The organism is Stenotrophomonas sp. K-6, assembly GCF_056861555.1.
This window is the reverse complement of sequence record NZ_JBSPUC010000001.1, coordinates 366,355-382,272: the sequence shown is the minus strand read 5'-3', so window position 1 is coordinate 382,272 and position 15,918 is coordinate 366,355. Positions and strand designations below refer to the sequence as shown.

Annotated in this window: 14 protein-coding genes and 2 riboswitches; of the genes, 5 read left to right on the top strand and 9 right to left on the bottom strand. The window is 66.5% G+C overall.

Going from position 1 to position 15,918, the window contains the following annotated elements; genetic code table 11:
• Nucleotides 1-85: 85 nt before the first annotated feature.
• Complete coding sequence (locus tag AC13F7_RS01655) at nucleotides 86-355, bottom strand: GIY-YIG nuclease family protein (RefSeq protein ID WP_482999043.1); 270 nt, start codon at nucleotides 353-355, stop codon at nucleotides 86-88.
• 44 nt (nucleotides 356-399) lie between these two features.
• A riboswitch (glycine riboswitch) is annotated at nucleotides 400-493 on the top strand.
• A gap of 8 nt (nucleotides 494-501) precedes the next feature.
• A riboswitch (glycine riboswitch) is annotated at nucleotides 502-593 on the top strand.
• 93 nt (nucleotides 594-686) lie between these two features.
• On the opposite strand from AC13F7_RS01655, the gene AC13F7_RS01650 reads away from it, so the two are divergent.
• The 4 genes from AC13F7_RS01650 to AC13F7_RS01635 all read left to right on the top strand — a co-directional run bounded on the left by AC13F7_RS01650 (nucleotide 687) and on the right by AC13F7_RS01635 (nucleotide 8,840).
• Complete coding sequence (locus tag AC13F7_RS01650; protein WP_019183564.1) at nucleotides 687-1,304, top strand: trimeric intracellular cation channel family protein; 618 nt, start codon at nucleotides 687-689, stop codon at nucleotides 1,302-1,304.
• Between the two features lie 254 nt (nucleotides 1,305-1,558).
• A complete protein-coding gene (locus tag AC13F7_RS01645) occupies nucleotides 1,559-2,674 on the top strand; it encodes an MdtA/MuxA family multidrug efflux RND transporter periplasmic adaptor subunit (RefSeq protein ID WP_482999042.1) in 1,116 nt (371 codons plus the stop codon).
• Nucleotides 2,671-5,778 (top strand): MdtB/MuxB family multidrug efflux RND transporter permease subunit, encoded by a 3,108-nt coding sequence (locus AC13F7_RS01640; protein WP_482999041.1) that lies wholly within the window; start codon nucleotides 2,671-2,673, stop codon nucleotides 5,776-5,778. Before AC13F7_RS01645 ends, AC13F7_RS01640 begins: the two co-directional genes overlap by 4 nt.
• Nucleotides 5,775-8,840: an efflux RND transporter permease subunit gene (locus tag AC13F7_RS01635; protein WP_482999040.1), complete on the top strand. Its 3,066-nt coding sequence runs from the start codon at nucleotides 5,775-5,777 to the stop codon at nucleotides 8,838-8,840. Before AC13F7_RS01640 ends, AC13F7_RS01635 begins: the two co-directional genes overlap by 4 nt.
• Nucleotides 8,841-8,954: 114 nt before the next feature.
• Here AC13F7_RS01635 and AC13F7_RS01630 read toward each other — a convergent pair whose 3' ends face one another.
• The 6 genes from AC13F7_RS01630 to AC13F7_RS01605 all read right to left on the bottom strand — a co-directional run bounded on the left by AC13F7_RS01630 (nucleotide 8,955) and on the right by AC13F7_RS01605 (nucleotide 12,822).
• Nucleotides 8,955-9,365, bottom strand: coding sequence for a GNAT family N-acetyltransferase (locus AC13F7_RS01630; protein ID WP_482999039.1), 411 nt, complete (start codon nucleotides 9,363-9,365; stop codon nucleotides 8,955-8,957).
• A gap of 69 nt (nucleotides 9,366-9,434) precedes the next feature.
• Nucleotides 9,435-9,704, bottom strand: coding sequence for a type II toxin-antitoxin system TacA family antitoxin (locus tag AC13F7_RS01625; RefSeq protein WP_346471230.1), 270 nt, complete (start codon nucleotides 9,702-9,704; stop codon nucleotides 9,435-9,437).
• A gap of 179 nt (nucleotides 9,705-9,883) precedes the next feature.
• Nucleotides 9,884-10,957: a 3-deoxy-7-phosphoheptulonate synthase AroG gene (aroG, locus tag AC13F7_RS01620; RefSeq protein WP_314403975.1), complete on the bottom strand. Its 1,074-nt coding sequence runs from the start codon at nucleotides 10,955-10,957 to the stop codon at nucleotides 9,884-9,886.
• A 271-nt stretch (nucleotides 10,958-11,228) separates the two neighbouring features.
• Nucleotides 11,229-11,576, bottom strand: coding sequence for a DUF6616 family protein (locus AC13F7_RS01615; protein ID WP_482999038.1), 348 nt, complete (start codon nucleotides 11,574-11,576; stop codon nucleotides 11,229-11,231).
• A 14-nt stretch (nucleotides 11,577-11,590) separates the two neighbouring features.
• Nucleotides 11,591-12,331 carry a DNA alkylation repair protein gene (locus tag AC13F7_RS01610; RefSeq protein ID WP_482999037.1) on the bottom strand — a complete coding sequence of 247 codons (741 nt, stop codon included), beginning with the start codon at nucleotides 12,329-12,331 and terminating at the stop codon, nucleotides 11,591-11,593.
• Nucleotides 12,328-12,822 (bottom strand): MarR family winged helix-turn-helix transcriptional regulator, encoded by a 495-nt coding sequence (locus AC13F7_RS01605; protein WP_481467234.1) that lies wholly within the window; start codon nucleotides 12,820-12,822, stop codon nucleotides 12,328-12,330. Before AC13F7_RS01605 ends, AC13F7_RS01610 begins: the two co-directional genes overlap by 4 nt.
• A gap of 198 nt (nucleotides 12,823-13,020) precedes the next feature.
• On the opposite strand from AC13F7_RS01605, the gene AC13F7_RS01600 reads away from it, so the two are divergent.
• Nucleotides 13,021-13,323 (top strand): hypothetical protein, encoded by a 303-nt coding sequence (locus AC13F7_RS01600; protein WP_482999036.1) that lies wholly within the window; start codon nucleotides 13,021-13,023, stop codon nucleotides 13,321-13,323.
• 450 nt (nucleotides 13,324-13,773) lie between these two features.
• On the opposite strand, the gene groL is transcribed toward AC13F7_RS01600, so the two are convergent.
• Both groL and AC13F7_RS01590 read right to left on the bottom strand, forming a co-directional pair.
• Nucleotides 13,774-15,423 carry a chaperonin GroEL gene (groL, locus tag AC13F7_RS01595; protein WP_019183552.1) on the bottom strand — a complete coding sequence of 550 codons (1,650 nt, stop codon included), beginning with the start codon at nucleotides 15,421-15,423 and terminating at the stop codon, nucleotides 13,774-13,776.
• Nucleotides 15,424-15,514: 91 nt separating this feature from the next.
• The gene (locus AC13F7_RS01590; protein WP_019183551.1) at nucleotides 15,515-15,802 is read right to left on the bottom strand and encodes a co-chaperone GroES; all 288 of its coding nucleotides are present in this window, start codon (nucleotides 15,800-15,802) and stop codon (nucleotides 15,515-15,517) included.
• Nucleotides 15,803-15,918: the final 116 nt, after the last annotated feature.

Sequence of the window (15,918 nt, the reverse complement as noted above, 5' to 3'; positions counted from 1 at the left end):
GCACTCCAGGGCTTGGGCAAGCGGATCAACGAAGGTTGATCGATGGTATGCCGCCGGCGAAGGCCCGAACAAGCCGCGCGCAGCGCTACCCGGGTTCGGGCAGCTGCAGCCACGCCAGCTTGCGCTCCCGGGGCTGTCGCTTCAGCTGCCACTCGGCCTTCGACGCCGCTGCCCGGTCCGGGTAGGCACGCGTCGCCAGCACCTTCACCGGTGGGTTGGCCCGGGTGTATTTCGCCCCTTTTCCGGCGAGATGCGCCTGGAACCGCGCGTCCACGTCGTTGCTGATGCCGGCGTAATAGCTGCCGTTGCGGCATTCAAGCAGGTACAGGTACCAGAGGGCGGGTTCAGCGGGCATACCGGGATTATCGCCCGGTGCAGGCCCGGCGGCTGCTAGAATCCGCCCCGGATGCAGGAGAGAGGCGCCGCGCTGGCGCCCGCCGAAGGCGCAGGCTCCCATAATCGCTCAGGCCGGTGGCTGCACAGCCACCAACCATGCATCCGACACGCCGATCTGGAGAGAGGTCTTCAATGACCCGCCGAAGGGGCACGTGGCCTTGGCCACCGAACTCTCAGGCAAAAGGACAGCGGGAGCGGCAACGGAATCCCACCCCACGACAGCGCAGCGGCGCTGGCGTGATGCGTGTGTGTTTCCGTCCCCCGCCTGACGTGTTTCCCGGAGCCACCCCATGCTGCTCTCCCTGATCTACCTCATCGCCATCTCGGCCGAAGCCATGACCGGCGCGCTGTCGGCCGGTCGCCGCCGCATGGACCTGTTCGGCGTGGTCATCATCGCCTGCGTCACCGCGCTCGGCGGCGGCTCGCTGCGCGACATCGTGCTTGGCCATTACCCGCTGGGCTGGGTGAAGCACCCGGAATATCTGGGCTTCACCATCTGCGCGGCCCTGATCGCGACCTGGGTGGCGCGCTGGATGCACCATTTCCGGCGTACCTTCCTGGTGCTCGATGGCCTGGGCCTGATCGCGTTCACCCTGATCGGCTGCGCGGTCGCGCGCGAGGGTGGGCACACGGTGCCGATCATCCTGATCGCCGGCATGCTCACCGGTGCGTTCGGCGGCGTGCTGCGCGATGTGCTGTGCAACGAGGTCCCGCTGATCTTCCAGAAAGAACTGTATGCCGTGATCACCCTGCTCACCGGCGCGGCCTACCTGACCCTTCTGGAACTGGGCGTATCGCTCAATGCGGCGACGCTGTGGTGCCTGGGCGGTGGCTTCCTGTTCCGCCTGCTGGCGATCCACTTCAAGTGGGAAATGCCGAAGTTCGTGTATCGCGACGAGGTGCATTGACGCACCCGCGGGCATGACCAAGGTCACGGGAGCTTGAGCGGCCCGGCCCTGTATCATGGCGCTCCCGTTCCATTCGAACGGCATCCAGCCACGCGGCGGTGTTCCACCCGCTGCCCCGCCAGACACCCTCTCCCCCGTTGACCAGCCGCTGTCGGCCGGTCCCCATGGACGCACTGCTCCGGTGGAGGGTGCGCAGGATGCGTATGTCCGCTTCAACGCCCCCGTCGTCTCGCCGTTGTATGGTCAAACCGCTGTTGATCGCTGCCACTGTCGGCCTGGCCGCCATCGCTGCATGGAAGCTGCTCTCGCCCGCGCCTGCCGCCGGCCCGTCCGGTGGCCCGCAGCCGACCCCGGTACGCGTGGCCACCGCCCAGCAGGAAGACCTGGTGGTGCGCCTGAAGGCGCTCGGTACGGTGACGCCGCTGCATACGGTGGGCATCCGCAGCCGCGTGGATGGCGAACTGCTGCGGCTGGCGTTCTCCGAGGGCCAGCACGTCACCGCCGGCGAGCTGCTGGCCGAGATCGATCCGCGCCCGTTCCAGGTACAACTGTCGCGTGCGCTGGGCACCCAGCAGCAGAACCTGGCCGAGCTCGACAATGCCGAGAGCCAGCTCAAGCGCTTCGTCGAACTGCAGAGCAGGCATTTCGTCTCCGCACAGGACCTGAGTGACCAGCAGAGCAAGGTGCGCCAGCTGCAGGGCCGCCGTCAGACCGACCAGGCCGCGGTGGATGAAGCACGCCTGCAGCTGCAGTACACCCGCATCACCGCACCGGTGGCCGGGCGCATGGGCCTGCGCAATGTGGATGTCGGCAACCTGGTGCGCAGTGGCGATACCGAACCGCTGGCCACGATCACCCAGACCACCCCGATCAGCGTGCTGTTCACTGTGCCCGAGCCGGACCTGCCGGCGGTGGTCGCTGCCGCACGCGCCAATCCGCAGTTGACCGTGGAAGCCTGGGACCGCGAGGAGCGCACGGCGCTCGGCGACGGCGTGCTCTCCAGCCTGGACAACCGCATCGATACCGCCACCGGCACGCTCAAGCTGCGCGCGCAGTTCGCCAACGCCGATGAGTCGTTGTTCCCCAACCAGTTCGTCAACGTGCGCCTGCAGGTCAGCAGTAGCGATGCGGTGGTCATCCCGAACGCGGCCGTGCAGTTCGGCAGCAAGGGCAGCTACGTCTACGTGATCGCCGCCGATGCCACCTCGCACCTGCGCAACGTGGTGCTCGGCCCGGCCGATGGCGAGCGCGTCTCGGTGCGCGAAGGACTCAAAGCCGGCGAGCGCGTGGTGGTGGAAGGCATCGACGGCCTGCGCGATGGCGCCAAGGTCGAAGTGGTGGAGCAGGACCCGCCGCGGACCGGCGCATGAACCTCTCGCGCCCCTTCATCGAGCGCCCGGTCGCGACCACGCTGCTGATGGTGGCGCTGCTGCTGTCCGGCGTGATGGCCTACCGCCTGCTGCCGGTCGCGGCGCTGCCGCAGGTCGATTACCCGATCATCCAGATCACCACGCTGTATCCCGGTGCCAGCCCGGAGGTCACCACCAGCGCGGTCACCGCGCCGCTGGAACGACAGCTGGGGCAGATCCCGGGGCTGAAGCAGATGTCCTCGACCAGCTCCGGCGGCGCGTCGGTGATCACCCTGCAGTTCTCGCTGGAGGTGGCGCTCGGCGTGGCCGAGCAGGAAGTGCAGGCCGCGATCAACGCCGCCGGCAGCTTCCTGCCCGACGATCTGCCAGTGCCACCGGTGTATCGCAAGGTCAATCCGGCCGATACCCCGATCCTGACCCTGGCAGTGACCTCGCAGGGCCTCTCGCTGCCGCAGGTGCACGATCTGGTCGATACGCGCATGGCGCAGCGGCTCTCGCAGCTGCCCGGCGTCGGCCTGGTCAGCCTGGCCGGCGGGCAGCGCCCGGCGGTCCGCATCCAGGTCAATCCCTCCGCGCTGGCCGCCAACGGGCTGAGCATGGCCAGCATCCGCACCGCGATCGGCACGGCCAACGTCAACATGCCCAAGGGCAGCTTCGATGGGCCGACCCGCGCGATCATGCTCGATGCCAACGATCAAATGCGCTCGGTGGCCGAGTACCGCGCCCTGATTCTGGCCTGGAAGGACGGCGCACCGCTGCGTCTGGGCGACGTCGCCACCATCGAAGATGGCGCCGAGAACCGCCAGCTGGCCGCGTGGTCGGGCACGACCCCGGCGGTGCTGATCAACATCCAGCGCCAGCCCGGCGCGAACGTGATCGCCGTGGTCGACCAGGTGCGTGCGCTGCTTCCGCAACTGCAGGCCTCGCTGCCGGCCGGTGTGGATGTGGCCATCCTCAGCGATCGCACCGAATCGATCCGCGCGTCCATCCGCGGCGTGCAGCACGAGTTGCTGATCGCGATCGCACTGGTGGTGATGGTCACCTTCCTGTTCCTGCGCAACATCCCGGCCACGATCATTCCCAGCATCGCGGTCCCGCTGTCGCTGGTCGGCACCTTCGGGGTGATGCTGCTGGCCGGCTTCTCGCTCAACAATCTCACCCTGATGGCGCTGACCATCGCCACCGGCTTCGTGGTGGACGACGCGATCGTGATGCTGGAGAACATCGCCCGTCATCTGGAGCGCGGTGCCACGCCGATGCAGGCCGCACTGAAGGGCGCCAGGCAGATCGGCTTCACGCTGATCTCGCTGACCCTGTCGCTGATCGCGGTGCTGATCCCGCTGCTGTTCATGGCCGACGTGGTCGGCAAGCTGTTCCACGAGTTTGCGATCACCTTGGCCGTGGCGATCGGCATCTCGCTGCTGGTCTCGCTGACGCTGACGCCGATGATGTGCGCGCGCCTGCTCAAGGCCGGCCATGCGACCCGTCGCGATGCCGATGGGCAGGAATCGGCGCAGCAGGGTGACCCGTTCGATCGCGTCGTAGCGGTCTACGATCGTCAGCTGCACTGGGTGCTGCAACGCCAGCCGCTGATGCTGGCCGCCACCGTCGCCACACTGGTGCTGACGGCACTGCTGTACGTGTGGGTGCCCAAGGGCTTCTTCCCAGTACAGGATGCCGGGCTGATCCAGGGCATCAGCGAGGCGCCGCAGTCGATCTCCTTCCAGGCGATGGCGCAGCGCCAGCAGGCGCTGTCCGCAGCGTTGCTGGAGGATGAGGACGTGGCCAGCCTGTCCTCGTTCATCGGCGTGGACGGCAACAACGCCACGCTCAACAGCGGGCGGCTGCTGATCGAGTTGAAACCGCACGCACAACGCGCTGCCGATGCGCAGGCGATCATCGCGCGGCTGCAGCAGCGCGTGGCGCATGTTCCGGGTATCAAGCTGTATCTGCAGCCGGTGCAGGAACTGGGCATCGAGGACCGGATCAGCCGGACCCAGTACCAGTTCACCCTGACCAGCCCGGACATCGCCCAGCTGGAAACGTGGACCCCACGCCTGCTTGAGCATCTACAGCAGGCACCGGCGCTGGCCGACGTCGCCAGCGATCTGCAGAACCAGGGCCTGCAGGCGCACGTGGTGATCGACCGGGTCGCCGCGGCGCGCCTGGGAATCAGCGTGGAGACCATCGCCGATGCGCTGTACGACGCGTTCGGGCAACGGCAGATCTCGACCATCTTCACCCAGGCCAACCAGTACCGCGTGGTGCTGGAAGCGCGCCCGGACGTAGCCTTCGGCCCAGATGCGATCGCGCGCCTGCACGTCACCGGTCCGGACGGGCAGCAGGTGCCGCTGGGCGGGATCGCGCGGATCGAACAGCGCCCCGCGCAGCTGCTGATCAACCACGTCGGCCAGTTCCCGGCGGTGACGTTCTCGTTCAACCTCGCCCCGGAGGCATCGCTGGGCGAAGCGGTGGAGGCCATCGAAGGCGCCCGCGCCGCGATCGGGCTGCCGGCCAGCATCGAACTGCGCCTTCAGGGTGCGGCCGATGCGTTCCGCGCGTCGCTGTCGAGCACCTTGTGGCTGGTGCTGGCGGCGGTGGTGGTGATGTACCTGGTGCTGGGCGTGCTCTATGAGAGCTTCATCCACCCGATCACCATCCTCTCCACCCTGCCCTCGGCGACGGTGGGGGCGTTGCTTGCGTTGCTGGTCAGCGGACGCAGCCTGGACCTGATCGCGGTGATCGGCATCGTGCTGCTGATCGGGCTGGTCAAGAAGAACGCGATCATGATGATCGACTTCGCGCTGGAGGCCGAGCGCGAGTACGGCATGGCGCCGCGTCAGGCCATCCATCAGGCCGCATTGCTGCGCTTCCGCCCGATCCTGATGACCACGCTGGCCGCGCTGTTCGGCGCGATCCCGCTGATGTTCGCCAGTGGCTCGGGCGCCGAGCTGCGCCAGCCGTTGGGCCTGGTGATGGTCGGTGGGCTGATCGTCAGCCAGGTGCTGACCCTGTTCACCACGCCGGTGATCTACCTGTTCTTCGACCGCTTCCGCCAGCGCCCCGCGCCGGTGACCGACGAGGCAGACGAGGCGCTGGCGTGAGTCCGCTGTCGCGGGCGATCGGCTGGTTCGTGCAGCGTCCCGTCGCCACCGTGCTGCTGGCGGTGGCGGTGGTACTGGCCGGCCTGCTCGGGTTGCGCCTGCTGCCGGTCGCACCCTTGCCGCAGGTCGATTACCCGGCGATCAACGTCAGCGCAAGCCTGCCCGGCGCAAGCCCGGAATCGATGGCGGCCAACGTCGCCACGCCGCTGGAGCGTGCCCTGGGCACCATCCCGGGGCTGACCGGGATCGACTCGGCCAGCACCCAGGGTTCGACCCAGGTCGAGCTGACATTCACGCTCGGCCGCAACGTGGACGATGCCGCGCGCGACGTGCAGGCGGCGATCAACGCCGCGCGCGCGCAGCTGCCCAGTGGCATGCCGGGCATGCCGCAGTACCGCAAGGTGAATCCCTCGCAGGCGCCGATCATGGCGCTGGCGCTGAGTTCTGACAGCCTCGCGCCGGGGCAGATCTACGACGTGGCCTCCACCGTGATCGCGCAGAAGCTGGCGCAGATTCCTGGCGTCGGCGAGGTGCAGGTGGGCGGCAGCTCACTGCCCGCGGTGCGCGTTTCGCTCGATCCCAATGCCTTGAACCATCACCGCATCGCGCTGGACGACATCGCCGCGGCAATTCGCAATGCCAATGCACTCAAGCCGCTGGGCACGGTGGCCAGCCAGGCCCAGCAGTGGCAGCTGGAAGCCACGCTGCAGTTGCGCACCGCCGCCGAGTACCGACGCCTGATCGTGGCGATGCGCGACGGCCGCCCGGTGTACCTGGAGGATGTGGCCGGGATCAGCGAAGGCGTCGAGGATCGCTACGCCAGCGGCTTCCACAACGAGCGCCCGGCGGTGTTGCTGATCGTCAGCCGCCAGCCGGACGCCAACATCATCGAGACCGTCGACGCCATCCAGGCGCAGATGGCCACGCTGCAGGCACTGCTGCCGGCCAACATCGACATGCAGGTGGTGATGGACCGCTCGCCGGTGATCCGCGCCACCCTGCGCGAGGCCGAGCTGACGCTGTTGCTGGCGATCGCCCTGGTGGTGCTGGTGGTGCTGGCCTTCCTGGGTCACTGGCGCGCGGCGCTGGTGCCGACGGTGGCGATCCCGGTCTCGCTGCTGGGCGCGCTGGCGATCATCGCCCTGCTCGGGTTCTCGCTCAACACGCTCTCGCTGATGGCGCTGATCGTGGCGGCGGTGCTGGTGGTCGACGATGCGATCGTGGTGCTGGAGAACATCGCCCGCCATCGCGAAGAAGGCGCCTCGCCAATGACCGCCGCGCTGCGGGGCGCGGGTGAAGTCGGTGCCACGCTGCTATCGATGAACATCGCGCTGGCCGTGGTGTTCATCTCGATCCTGTTCCTGGATGACTTCGTCGAGAAGCTGTTCCGCGAGTTCTCGCTGACCCTGGTGGCCGCGATGGGCGTCTCGCTGCTGGTCTCGCTCAGCCTGACCCCGATGCTGTGCGCACGCCTGCTCGGGCAGGCACGGCCCGGCCCTGGCAATGGCCTGCAGCGCGCCGGTACCGCACTGTTCGAGCGCCTGCGCGGTGCCTATGCGGGCAGCCTGCAGAGGATGCTGCGCTGGCTCACGCTGCCGCTGCTGCTGTTCGCCGGTGTGATCGCGCTGAATGTGTGGCTGTTCCAGCAGGTGCCCAAAGGCATCGTGCCCAAGCAGGACACCGCGCAGCTGCGTGGCTTCGCGCGCGGCGACGACGGCCTCTCGTTCCAGGTCATGCAGCCCAAGATCGAGGCCTACCGCAAACTGCTGCTGGAAGACCCCGCGATCAGCGACATCATCGGGTACATCGGCGGCCGCAGCGGGGTCAACAACGCCTTCATCATGATCAAGATGAAGCCGCTGGCCGAGCGCAAGGTCTCCAGCCAGCAGGTGATCGACCGCCTGCGCGCCAACATGCCGAAGATCCCCGGCGGGGGCATGTTCCTGTGGGTGGACCAGGACATCAAACTGGAAGGCAGCGGCGACAGCGGCCAGTACGAGTTCCAGCTGCTCTCCGGCGAACTGGAACCGCTGCGGCAATGGACGCCCAAGGTGGCCGATGCACTGCGCGCCCTGCCCGAGCTGGTGGATGTAGAGTCCAAGGGCGATGAGGGCATGCGCCAGGTGGTGCTCGACATCGACCGCGATGCCGCCGCCCGCCTGGGCGTGGACATGCGCATGATCGCCTCGGTGCTCAACAACGCCTTCAGCCAGCGCCAGGTCGCCACGCTGTACGACACCCTCAACCAGTACCGCGTGGTGATGGAGCTGGACCCGCGCTACACCCAGGATCCCTCCACGCTGGATCAGATCCATGTGATCGGCAAGGACGGCCAGCGCCTGCCATTGTCGTCCATCGCGCGGTGGGAGTACGGCATGGCGCCGGACCGGATCTATCACAGCCAGCAGTTCGCCTCGGTCTGGATCGAGTTCGCGCTGGCGCCCGGCGTCACCCTGGACCAGGCGGTGAAAGCGGTCGACCAGGCCATGGCCAGGATCATGTTGCCCACCCATGTGCAGGCGCGGCTCAGTGGCGAAGCCGGTGGCTTCGAAAAGCTGCGCGAGCGCCAGCTGTGGCTGATCCTCGGCGCGATGCTGGCGGTGTATCTGGTGCTGGGCGTGCTGTACGAGAGCTTCGTGCAGCCGCTGGCGATTCTATCCACGCTGCCCTCGGCCGGCGTTGGCGCATTGCTGGCGCTGATGGCCTTCGGCAACGAGTTGAACCTGATCTCGCTGCTTGGCCTGTTCCTGCTGGTAGGCGTGGTGATGAAGAACACCATCCTGATCATCGATTTCGCGCTGTCGGCCGAACGCGAGCGCGGGCTGTCGTCGTACGACGCGATCTGCGAGGCGGCACGGCTGCGGTTCCGCCCGATCCTGATGACCAGCGTGGCCGCGTTGCTGGGTACGTTGCCGCTGATGCTGGCCACCGGCGAAGGCTGGGAGATGCGCCAGCCGCTGGGCATCGCGATCGTGGGCGGGTTGCTGGTCAGCCAGTGGCTGACCCTGTACACCACACCGGCGATCTATCTGGCGTTGGCGAAGCTGCGGCGCGTGGCGTGATCATCGGACGCACGACACCCCAGGGGTAGGGCCACGCCATGCGTGGCTGCCTCTGCATACGGCGTTGCGGTACTGCGCGCAGCCACCCATGGGGTGGCTACTCGGCTGGACGCCCTATGCCACCGGGAGCATCAGCGTCATCCCATCCATCGGCGACTCGATGAAGCCGTGCTTGAGATAGAACGCTTTGGCCGTCTCATCGAACGCATGGCACAACATGGCACGCGCGCCGATCTGCCCGCACACCTGCAGCGTGCGTTGTACAGCGTCCTTCAGCAGCCCCGCGCCGACGCCTTGGCCGACCCAGTCAGCATGGACGGCCAACCTGCACAGCACGACGACCGGAATGGGATGCGGCATGTTCCGGCGAATGCGGCCGGGAGCCAGGTGATGTGAAACGCCACCGGCGGCAAGTGCGTAGTAACCGACCACGTGGTGATGCGCGTCACAGACAACAAAGCACCGCGATCCACCCGACGCCTGGTTCTGATGCGCACGCTCCACCAACCACGAGGTCAGCTCCACCGCGCTGCATCGGAACTGCTCCAGTCGATGCCTTTGGGCAAGCGCTTGCGGCGCAGACAACCGCAATGTTCAGCGCTCCCAAGGTGCAGGCGTACTCAACAGCTTCCTGATGGCCGCGTTGTTTTCCAGCGGTGCATCCAGCAACGCATTGAAGCGTCGCAGCTCCTGAGGACTCAGGGAGAACTGTGTCTGGTCCGCCAGTACCTCCCGCGCCTTCTCACAGGCAGCGTCCAGAATGAACTCGGTTCGGCTTACGCCGGCAACCTCGACGGCACGATCTATCAGCGCCTGCTTGTCGGCGGGCGCCCGGAAATTGATGACTTTGCTGGCGAGGGCCATGGGAAGCACTCCGGAGGTCTGTGCATACAATGTACACACACGCGGATGATCGCTCAACGGCACGCCCTCGTTCCAAACGGTGAGGCAAGGGTATGCCGTTGGTTTGCCATGAAAAATAGGGGTTTTCCCCGGAAAGCCGTAGGCCGGAGCACCCCGCGCAGGGGGGTGCGCACCCACCCTCACGCCGCTTCGCTGATCCGCACTGCCCGCCGTGCCCGCACTGCCTCAGCGAGACTCTCCAGTACCGCCAGCGAGCTGTCCCAGCCGATGCAGCCATCGGTGATGCTCTGGCCGTAGGTCAGCGGCTGGCCGTCGACGAGGTCCTGCCGGCCGGCCACCAGATGGCTCTCGACCATGACGCCGACGATGCGCTCTTCGCCGTTGGCCAGCTGGGCGTTGATGTCGGCGATGACCTTGGGCTGGTTTTCCGGGTTCTTGCTGCTGTTGGCGTGGCTGGCATCGATCATGATGCGCGCGGCCAGGTGCGACTTGGCCAGGGTCTGGCTGGTCGCTTCAACGTGAGTGGCATCGTAGTTGGGCGTCTTGCCACCACGCAGGATCACGTGGCAGTCCGGATTGCCGGCAGTGGCGACGATGGCGGTGCCGCCTTCCTTGGTCACCGACAGGAAGTGATGCGGATTCGACGCAGCACCAATCGCATCGGCGGCGATCTTGATGTTGCCGTCGGTGCCGTTCTTGAACCCGACCGGGCACGACAACCCCGAGGCCAGTTCGCGGTGCACCTGGCTTTCGGTGGTGCGCGCGCCGATGGCGCCCCAGGCCACCAGGTCGGCGATGTACTGCGGCGAGATCACATCGAGGAATTCAACACCGGCCGGCAGGCCCAGCTTGTTGATGTCGCGCAGCAGACCACGCGCCACGCGCAGGCCCTTGTTGATGTTGAAGCTGCCGTCAAGGTCCGGATCGTTGATCAGGCCCTTCCAGCCCACCGTGGTGCGGGGCTTTTCGAAGTACACGCGCATGACGATTTCCAGCTCATCGGCATAGGCGTCGCGCAGCGGCTTGAGGCGCTGGGCGTATTCGATGGCGGCCACCGGATCATGGATCGAGCACGGGCCGATCACTACGGCGAGGCGATCGTCGCGGCCGTGCAGGATCTCGTGCAGGGCCGCGCGCGAGGCGCTGACCGTATCGGAGGCTTCGTCGTCGCAGGGCAGCATCGCCAGCAGCTGCGCCGGCGGGGTCAACGGTTCAATCTTGCGGATGCGCAGGTCGTCGGTATGGGGGGGCATGGGGTAACTCCTTGGCAGTGGGGGTCCCCAGCGCGGCGGCAACAAAAAAGCCGCCAGGTGCGCTGGCGGCTTTCGGGAATGCGTCTGAAGGTTTCTTCAGGGTGAGCGCATGCCTTCCTCCGCCGGTGGCTTCGGAAAGTAATACCAAAAGTAAGCGTTGGCAGGGCGTGCGTTCATTGGGGAGTATTGATAACACAGGGGTTTGGAGGTGCCAACTGTTTCATTCGCAACTGCGATGACCATTCAGCCGCCGCCGCGCCGGCCTGCACCATCATCCCCGCGGCAACGCTGCCAGCTCAGCCAGGTGCTGCTGCAGGTTTCCCGCCACACCCACCGCGTGCGTGGTGGTGAAGTACTCATGCCAGCCCGTGGCGCCGATCGCAGCCAGCAAGGCATCGGCATCCAGTCGCTCGGCGCACTGCCACACCGCATAGAACTGCTCGGCGGTGGTGTGCGGCACGTCCTGCTCGATACGGCCCATCGCGACCGGGGTGACGCGTGCGGGATCCACGTGCTGCATGCCCGCCCCGATGCGGGCGAAGAGCGCCCCGCGCGATACCGGGTCCAGCGCGGTCCAGGCTGGGGTGGCGGTGTACAGCTCGATCAACATGTGCGACATGGCAGTCCTTGAGGTCAGAGCGAGCGCAGTGCGCGCTTGCGGATATAGATGTTGGCCGGATCATCGGCGTGGTGCTGCTGCCATTCGCCGCACAGCGCGCGGACCCAGTCGGGCTGGCTTTTGCCGGCGTCGTTGAGCCAGTTGCCTACCGAATCCTGCACGTAGCGCGAGGCATCGCAGCACAGCGCCTGCAGCAGTGGCAGGGCGTGGTGGGGTTCCTGCTTGAACAGCGTGATGTGGGCTGCCCACACACCCCGCGGACGCAGCGCTTCGCAGGCGAAGCGGCGCACGTTGGGTGAAGCGTCGGTGCTCCAGCCGTGCAGGTGCGTGAGCACGCGCAGCGGTTCGGAGACGATATGCGGTCGCACGGCCAGCCACGCCCACTCGCGCACGCCAAAATGCGCGTCATCGGCCAGCGCGCGCAACGCATCCAGCTTGTGCTCCAGTGACAACGCCGGGTCACTGCCGATCAGATAGCAGGCCCAGCCACGCACCGTGTCACTGGCATGGCGCGACCACCGCGCGTGATCGCCGTGTCCGTGCACGCGCAGCAGCGTGGCGGCGCCCTGCATGCGCAGGGTGATCCCCCGCTTGGCGGCGTTGCGCATCGGGGTGATCGCCGAGGCGGGCAAGCCAGGGGCAACATGAGCCATCAGCTTGGCGAAATCGACGGCCAGCACTTCGGCCAGATGCGTGGCTTCGGTTTCACCGCGATCCAGCTGTCCGCGTCGCTCGCGGGTGACGGGCTGCTTCATCCGGCACGCCCTGCGTCGGTGCGCGACCACACGCGTTGCAACAGCGTGCCGAGCGTGCGCCGTTCCTTTGGGCTGATGTCGGCGAACAACGAGGCGATCCAGTCGGTCTGCTGGTCGAACAGTTGCGCAGCGAGTGCCTGACCCGCCGGGGTCAGCCGTACGTGGATGCGGCGTTTGTCGTCCGGATTGCTTTGGCGGCTCACCAGGTGCTCGCGCTCCAGGCCATCCAGCAGGCCGGTAACGGTGGCGCGGGTGACGCCGGCGCGATCGGCCAATTGATGCGGCGACAGTGCCGTGTCCGCGCCGCGCAGCAGGAACAGCAGCACGAAACGCCCTTCGCTCAGGCCCAGCGGTGCCAGACGACTCGCGCAGTCCTGATCGATTGCGCTGGCCAGCGACAACACCTGGAAACACAGCGCCAACTCACCCGTGTCCGGCTGGCCGCGACGCTCCAGTTCGGTCAGGAAGGCCTGGTGTTTGATTTCCAGCATGCAGGCGGATCCAGAATAGTACGGCGGCTAACTATATCGCCATCTACGTCGTAGAGGAAGGCGGACGCCTACTCTGGCCACTTCAGCGGCAGCTGCACGATCAGCCCGCCACCGGGGCGGTCCCAGCAGGTACAGGGTTTACGTGGGAACCGTCACGCGGCAGCATGGAGACACCACCACCGACGCAAGGACACGCGGATGGACCGTTCTCAAGCTGAAGCCGTTACCCACGCCATGCTGCAACCGGATCCGCGGCGCGAGGCCGTGCGGGCGCGCGATCTCGCCAACGCCGCACAACTGAAGCGTCAGCGCGTGGCTGCAGGGGCCAGCCTGATCGGCATGGCAGTCGGCGCTATGGTGGCCAGCCAGTTTCCGATGGCGTTTTCGCAGGGCGTGTTGATCGGCGCGGCGCTGACGTATTTCCCCACCAGACTGTGGCTGGACCGGCGTGCACGCAGAGCGGACGCCACGAGCCTCGGTGATGGGCACGCTCAGCCATAGCGCAGGCACTGTAGTGGGTACGCGTTACCACAGCATGGCCCTGCTGGAGGCCATCCATGCCCGGCAGACGCTTACCATCAGCACCGTGCCGACCTTCGCCGCGTCCTGGCTGGTGCCGCGATTGGGGCGGTTCACCGAACGCCACGCGGACATCGCCATCCGCCACGGTCTCGGTGAGTATCCCGGCCTGGTCTCACGCCCCCTGGCGGCGCCGGTGCTGTTGCCGGTGGCCTGCCCGGCGCCGAGGGAAACCCGGCCATCGCGGCGTTCCTGCGCTGGCTGCAGGAGGAAGTCCAAGTGCCGACCAGCGCGCTGTGAGCCGGTGATGCACGCACAAAAAAACCCCGCCTTCCGGCGGGGTTTTCTGTACTGCGTTGGCGCATGGCAGGTGCCGACCAACGGTTGGCACCTACCGCTCCGATGCGTGCCGGCCGATGGCCGGCATCTACATCAGAAGTCCATGCCGCCCATGCCACCCATGCCGCCCATGCCGCCGCCAGCTGCGCCAGCGCCGTCATCCTTCTTCGGGGCTTCGGCAACCATCGCTTCGGTGGTGATCATCAGGCCAGCGATCGAGGCCGCGTTCTGCAGCGCCGAACGGGTCACCTTGGTCGGGTCCAGGATGCCGAATTCCAGCATGTCGCCGAACTCGCCGGTGGCGGCGTTGTAGCCGAAGCTGCCGGTGCCTTCCTTGACCTTGTTGACGATCACGGACGGCTCTTCGCCCGCATTGGCCACGATTTCGCGCAGCGGGGCTTCCATCGCGCGCAGGGCGATCTGGATGCCGTGGTTCTGGTCTTCGTTGGCACCCTTCAGGCCGCTCAGCGCGGTGACCGCACGGACCAGCGCAACGCCGCCGCCCGGGACCACGCCTTCTTCAACGGCTGCACGGGTCGCGTGCAGGGCGTCGTCGACGCGATCCTTCTTTTCCTTCATTTCGATTTCGGTCGAGGCACCGACCTTGATCACGGCAACGCCGCCGGCCAGCTTGGCCACGCGTTCCTGCAGCTTTTCGCGGTCGTAATCCGAGGAAGTGTCTTCGATCTGGGTCTTGATCTGGGTGACGCGCGCTTCGATGTTGGCCTTCTCGCCTGCGCCATCGATGATCGTGGTGTTTTCCTTGGAGACCTGCACCTTCTTGGCGCGGCCCAGGTCCTTGATCGTCGCCTTTTCCAGCGACAGACCGATTTCCTCGGAGATCACGGTGCCGCCGGTCAGCACGGCCATGTCTTCCAGCATCGCCTTGCGACGATCGCCGAAGCCCGGTGCCTTGACGGCCACGACCTTCACGATGCCACGGATGGTGTTGACCACCAGGGTCGCCAGCGCTTCGCCTTCGATGTCTTCGGCGATGATCAGCAGCGGCTTGCCGGCCTTGGCGACGCCTTCCAGCACGGGCAGCAGGTCGCGCACGTTGGAGATCTTCTTGTCGTGCAGCAGCACGTACGGATCGTCCAGGTCAGCGGTCTGCGACTGCTGGTTGTTGATGAAGTACGGGGACAGGTAGCCACGGTCGAACTGCATGCCTTCGACGACGTCCAGCTCGTTGTCCAGGCCCGAGCCTTCTTCAACGGTGATGACGCCTTCCTTGGTCACGCGGCGCATCGCTTCGGCGATGATGTTGCCGATCGACTCGTCCGAGTTGGCCGAGATCGTGCCGACCTGGGCAATTGCCTTGTCGTCAGCGGTCGGCTTGGAGATGTTCTTCAGCTCGGCGACGGCGGCGATCACGGCCTTGTCGATACCGCGCTTGAGGTCCATCGGGTTCATACCGGCAGCGACGGCCTTGGCGCCTTCGCGGATCAGGGCCTGGGCCAGCACGGTGGCGGTGGTGGTGCCGTCGCCGGCGTCATCGTTGGTGCGCGAAGCAACTTCCTTCACCATCTGCGCGCCCATGTTCTCGAACTTGTCAGCCAGTTCGATTTCCTTGGCGACGGAGACGCCGTCCTTGGTGATGGTCGGCGCGCCGAAGCTCTTCTCGAGCACGACGTTGCGGCCCTTCGGGCCCAGGGTGGCCTTGACGGCATTGGCGAGAACGTTGACGCCGCGAACCATGCGGGCGCGGGCGTCTTCACCGAAACGAATATCTTTGGCAGCCATTGCGATTACCTTTTTATGTAGAGCCGGGCGATGCCCGGCTGCTTGAACGGGAGGAAGTGCGGAAGCGCCGGCACGGGGCCGGCCGCATCACTCAGCCGACGATGGCGAGGATGTCGTCTTCGCGCAGGACCTTGAACTCGACGCCTTCGGACTTGTAGCTGCTGCCGGCGTACTGGCCGTAGATGACCTTGTCACCGACCTTCAGCGACGGCGCGCGCACGCTGCCGTTGTCCAGGGGCTTGCCCGGGCCGACGGCCACGACTTCACCCTTGGTCGACTTTTCCTTGGCGGAATCCGGAATCACGATGCCGCCGGACGAGATTTCGTCGGCTTCGATCGGCTTGACTACGACGCGGTCATGAAGCGGCTTGATGCTCATGTGAGACCCTTTTAAGTTGTTGATTGGTCTAGGAAAGTCTGGCGATGTTAGCACTCGCACAGGGCGACTGCCAGCCACGCTCACGAAAAAACCCGACGGTGCGGGACAGAGCAGAG

Excerpts from the sequence above, each read along its gene's own strand:
- AC13F7_RS01655 (WP_482999043.1), bottom strand. The coding sequence starts at position 355 with ATGCCCGCTGAACCCGCCCTCTGGTACCTGTACCTGCTTGAATGCCGC.
- AC13F7_RS01650 (WP_019183564.1), top strand. The coding sequence starts at position 687 with ATGCTGCTCTCCCTGATCTACCTCATCGCCATCTCGGCCGAAGCCATG.
- AC13F7_RS01640 (WP_482999041.1), top strand. The coding sequence starts at position 2,671 with ATGAACCTCTCGCGCCCCTTCATCGAGCGCCCGGTCGCGACCACGCTG.
- AC13F7_RS01625 (WP_346471230.1), bottom strand. The coding sequence starts at position 9,704 with ATGGCCCTCGCCAGCAAAGTCATCAATTTCCGGGCGCCCGCCGACAAG.
- aroG (WP_314403975.1), bottom strand. The coding sequence starts at position 10,957 with ATGCCCCCCCATACCGACGACCTGCGCATCCGCAAGATTGAACCGTTG.
- AC13F7_RS01615 (WP_482999038.1), bottom strand. The coding sequence starts at position 11,576 with ATGTCGCACATGTTGATCGAGCTGTACACCGCCACCCCAGCCTGGACC.
- AC13F7_RS01610 (WP_482999037.1), bottom strand. The coding sequence starts at position 12,331 with ATGAAGCAGCCCGTCACCCGCGAGCGACGCGGACAGCTGGATCGCGGT.
- AC13F7_RS01605 (WP_481467234.1), bottom strand. The coding sequence starts at position 12,822 with ATGCTGGAAATCAAACACCAGGCCTTCCTGACCGAACTGGAGCGTCGC.
- AC13F7_RS01600 (WP_482999036.1), top strand. The coding sequence starts at position 13,021 with ATGGACCGTTCTCAAGCTGAAGCCGTTACCCACGCCATGCTGCAACCG.
- groL (WP_019183552.1), bottom strand. The coding sequence starts at position 15,423 with ATGGCTGCCAAAGATATTCGTTTCGGTGAAGACGCCCGCGCCCGCATG.
- AC13F7_RS01590 (WP_019183551.1), bottom strand. The coding sequence starts at position 15,802 with ATGAGCATCAAGCCGCTTCATGACCGCGTCGTAGTCAAGCCGATCGAA.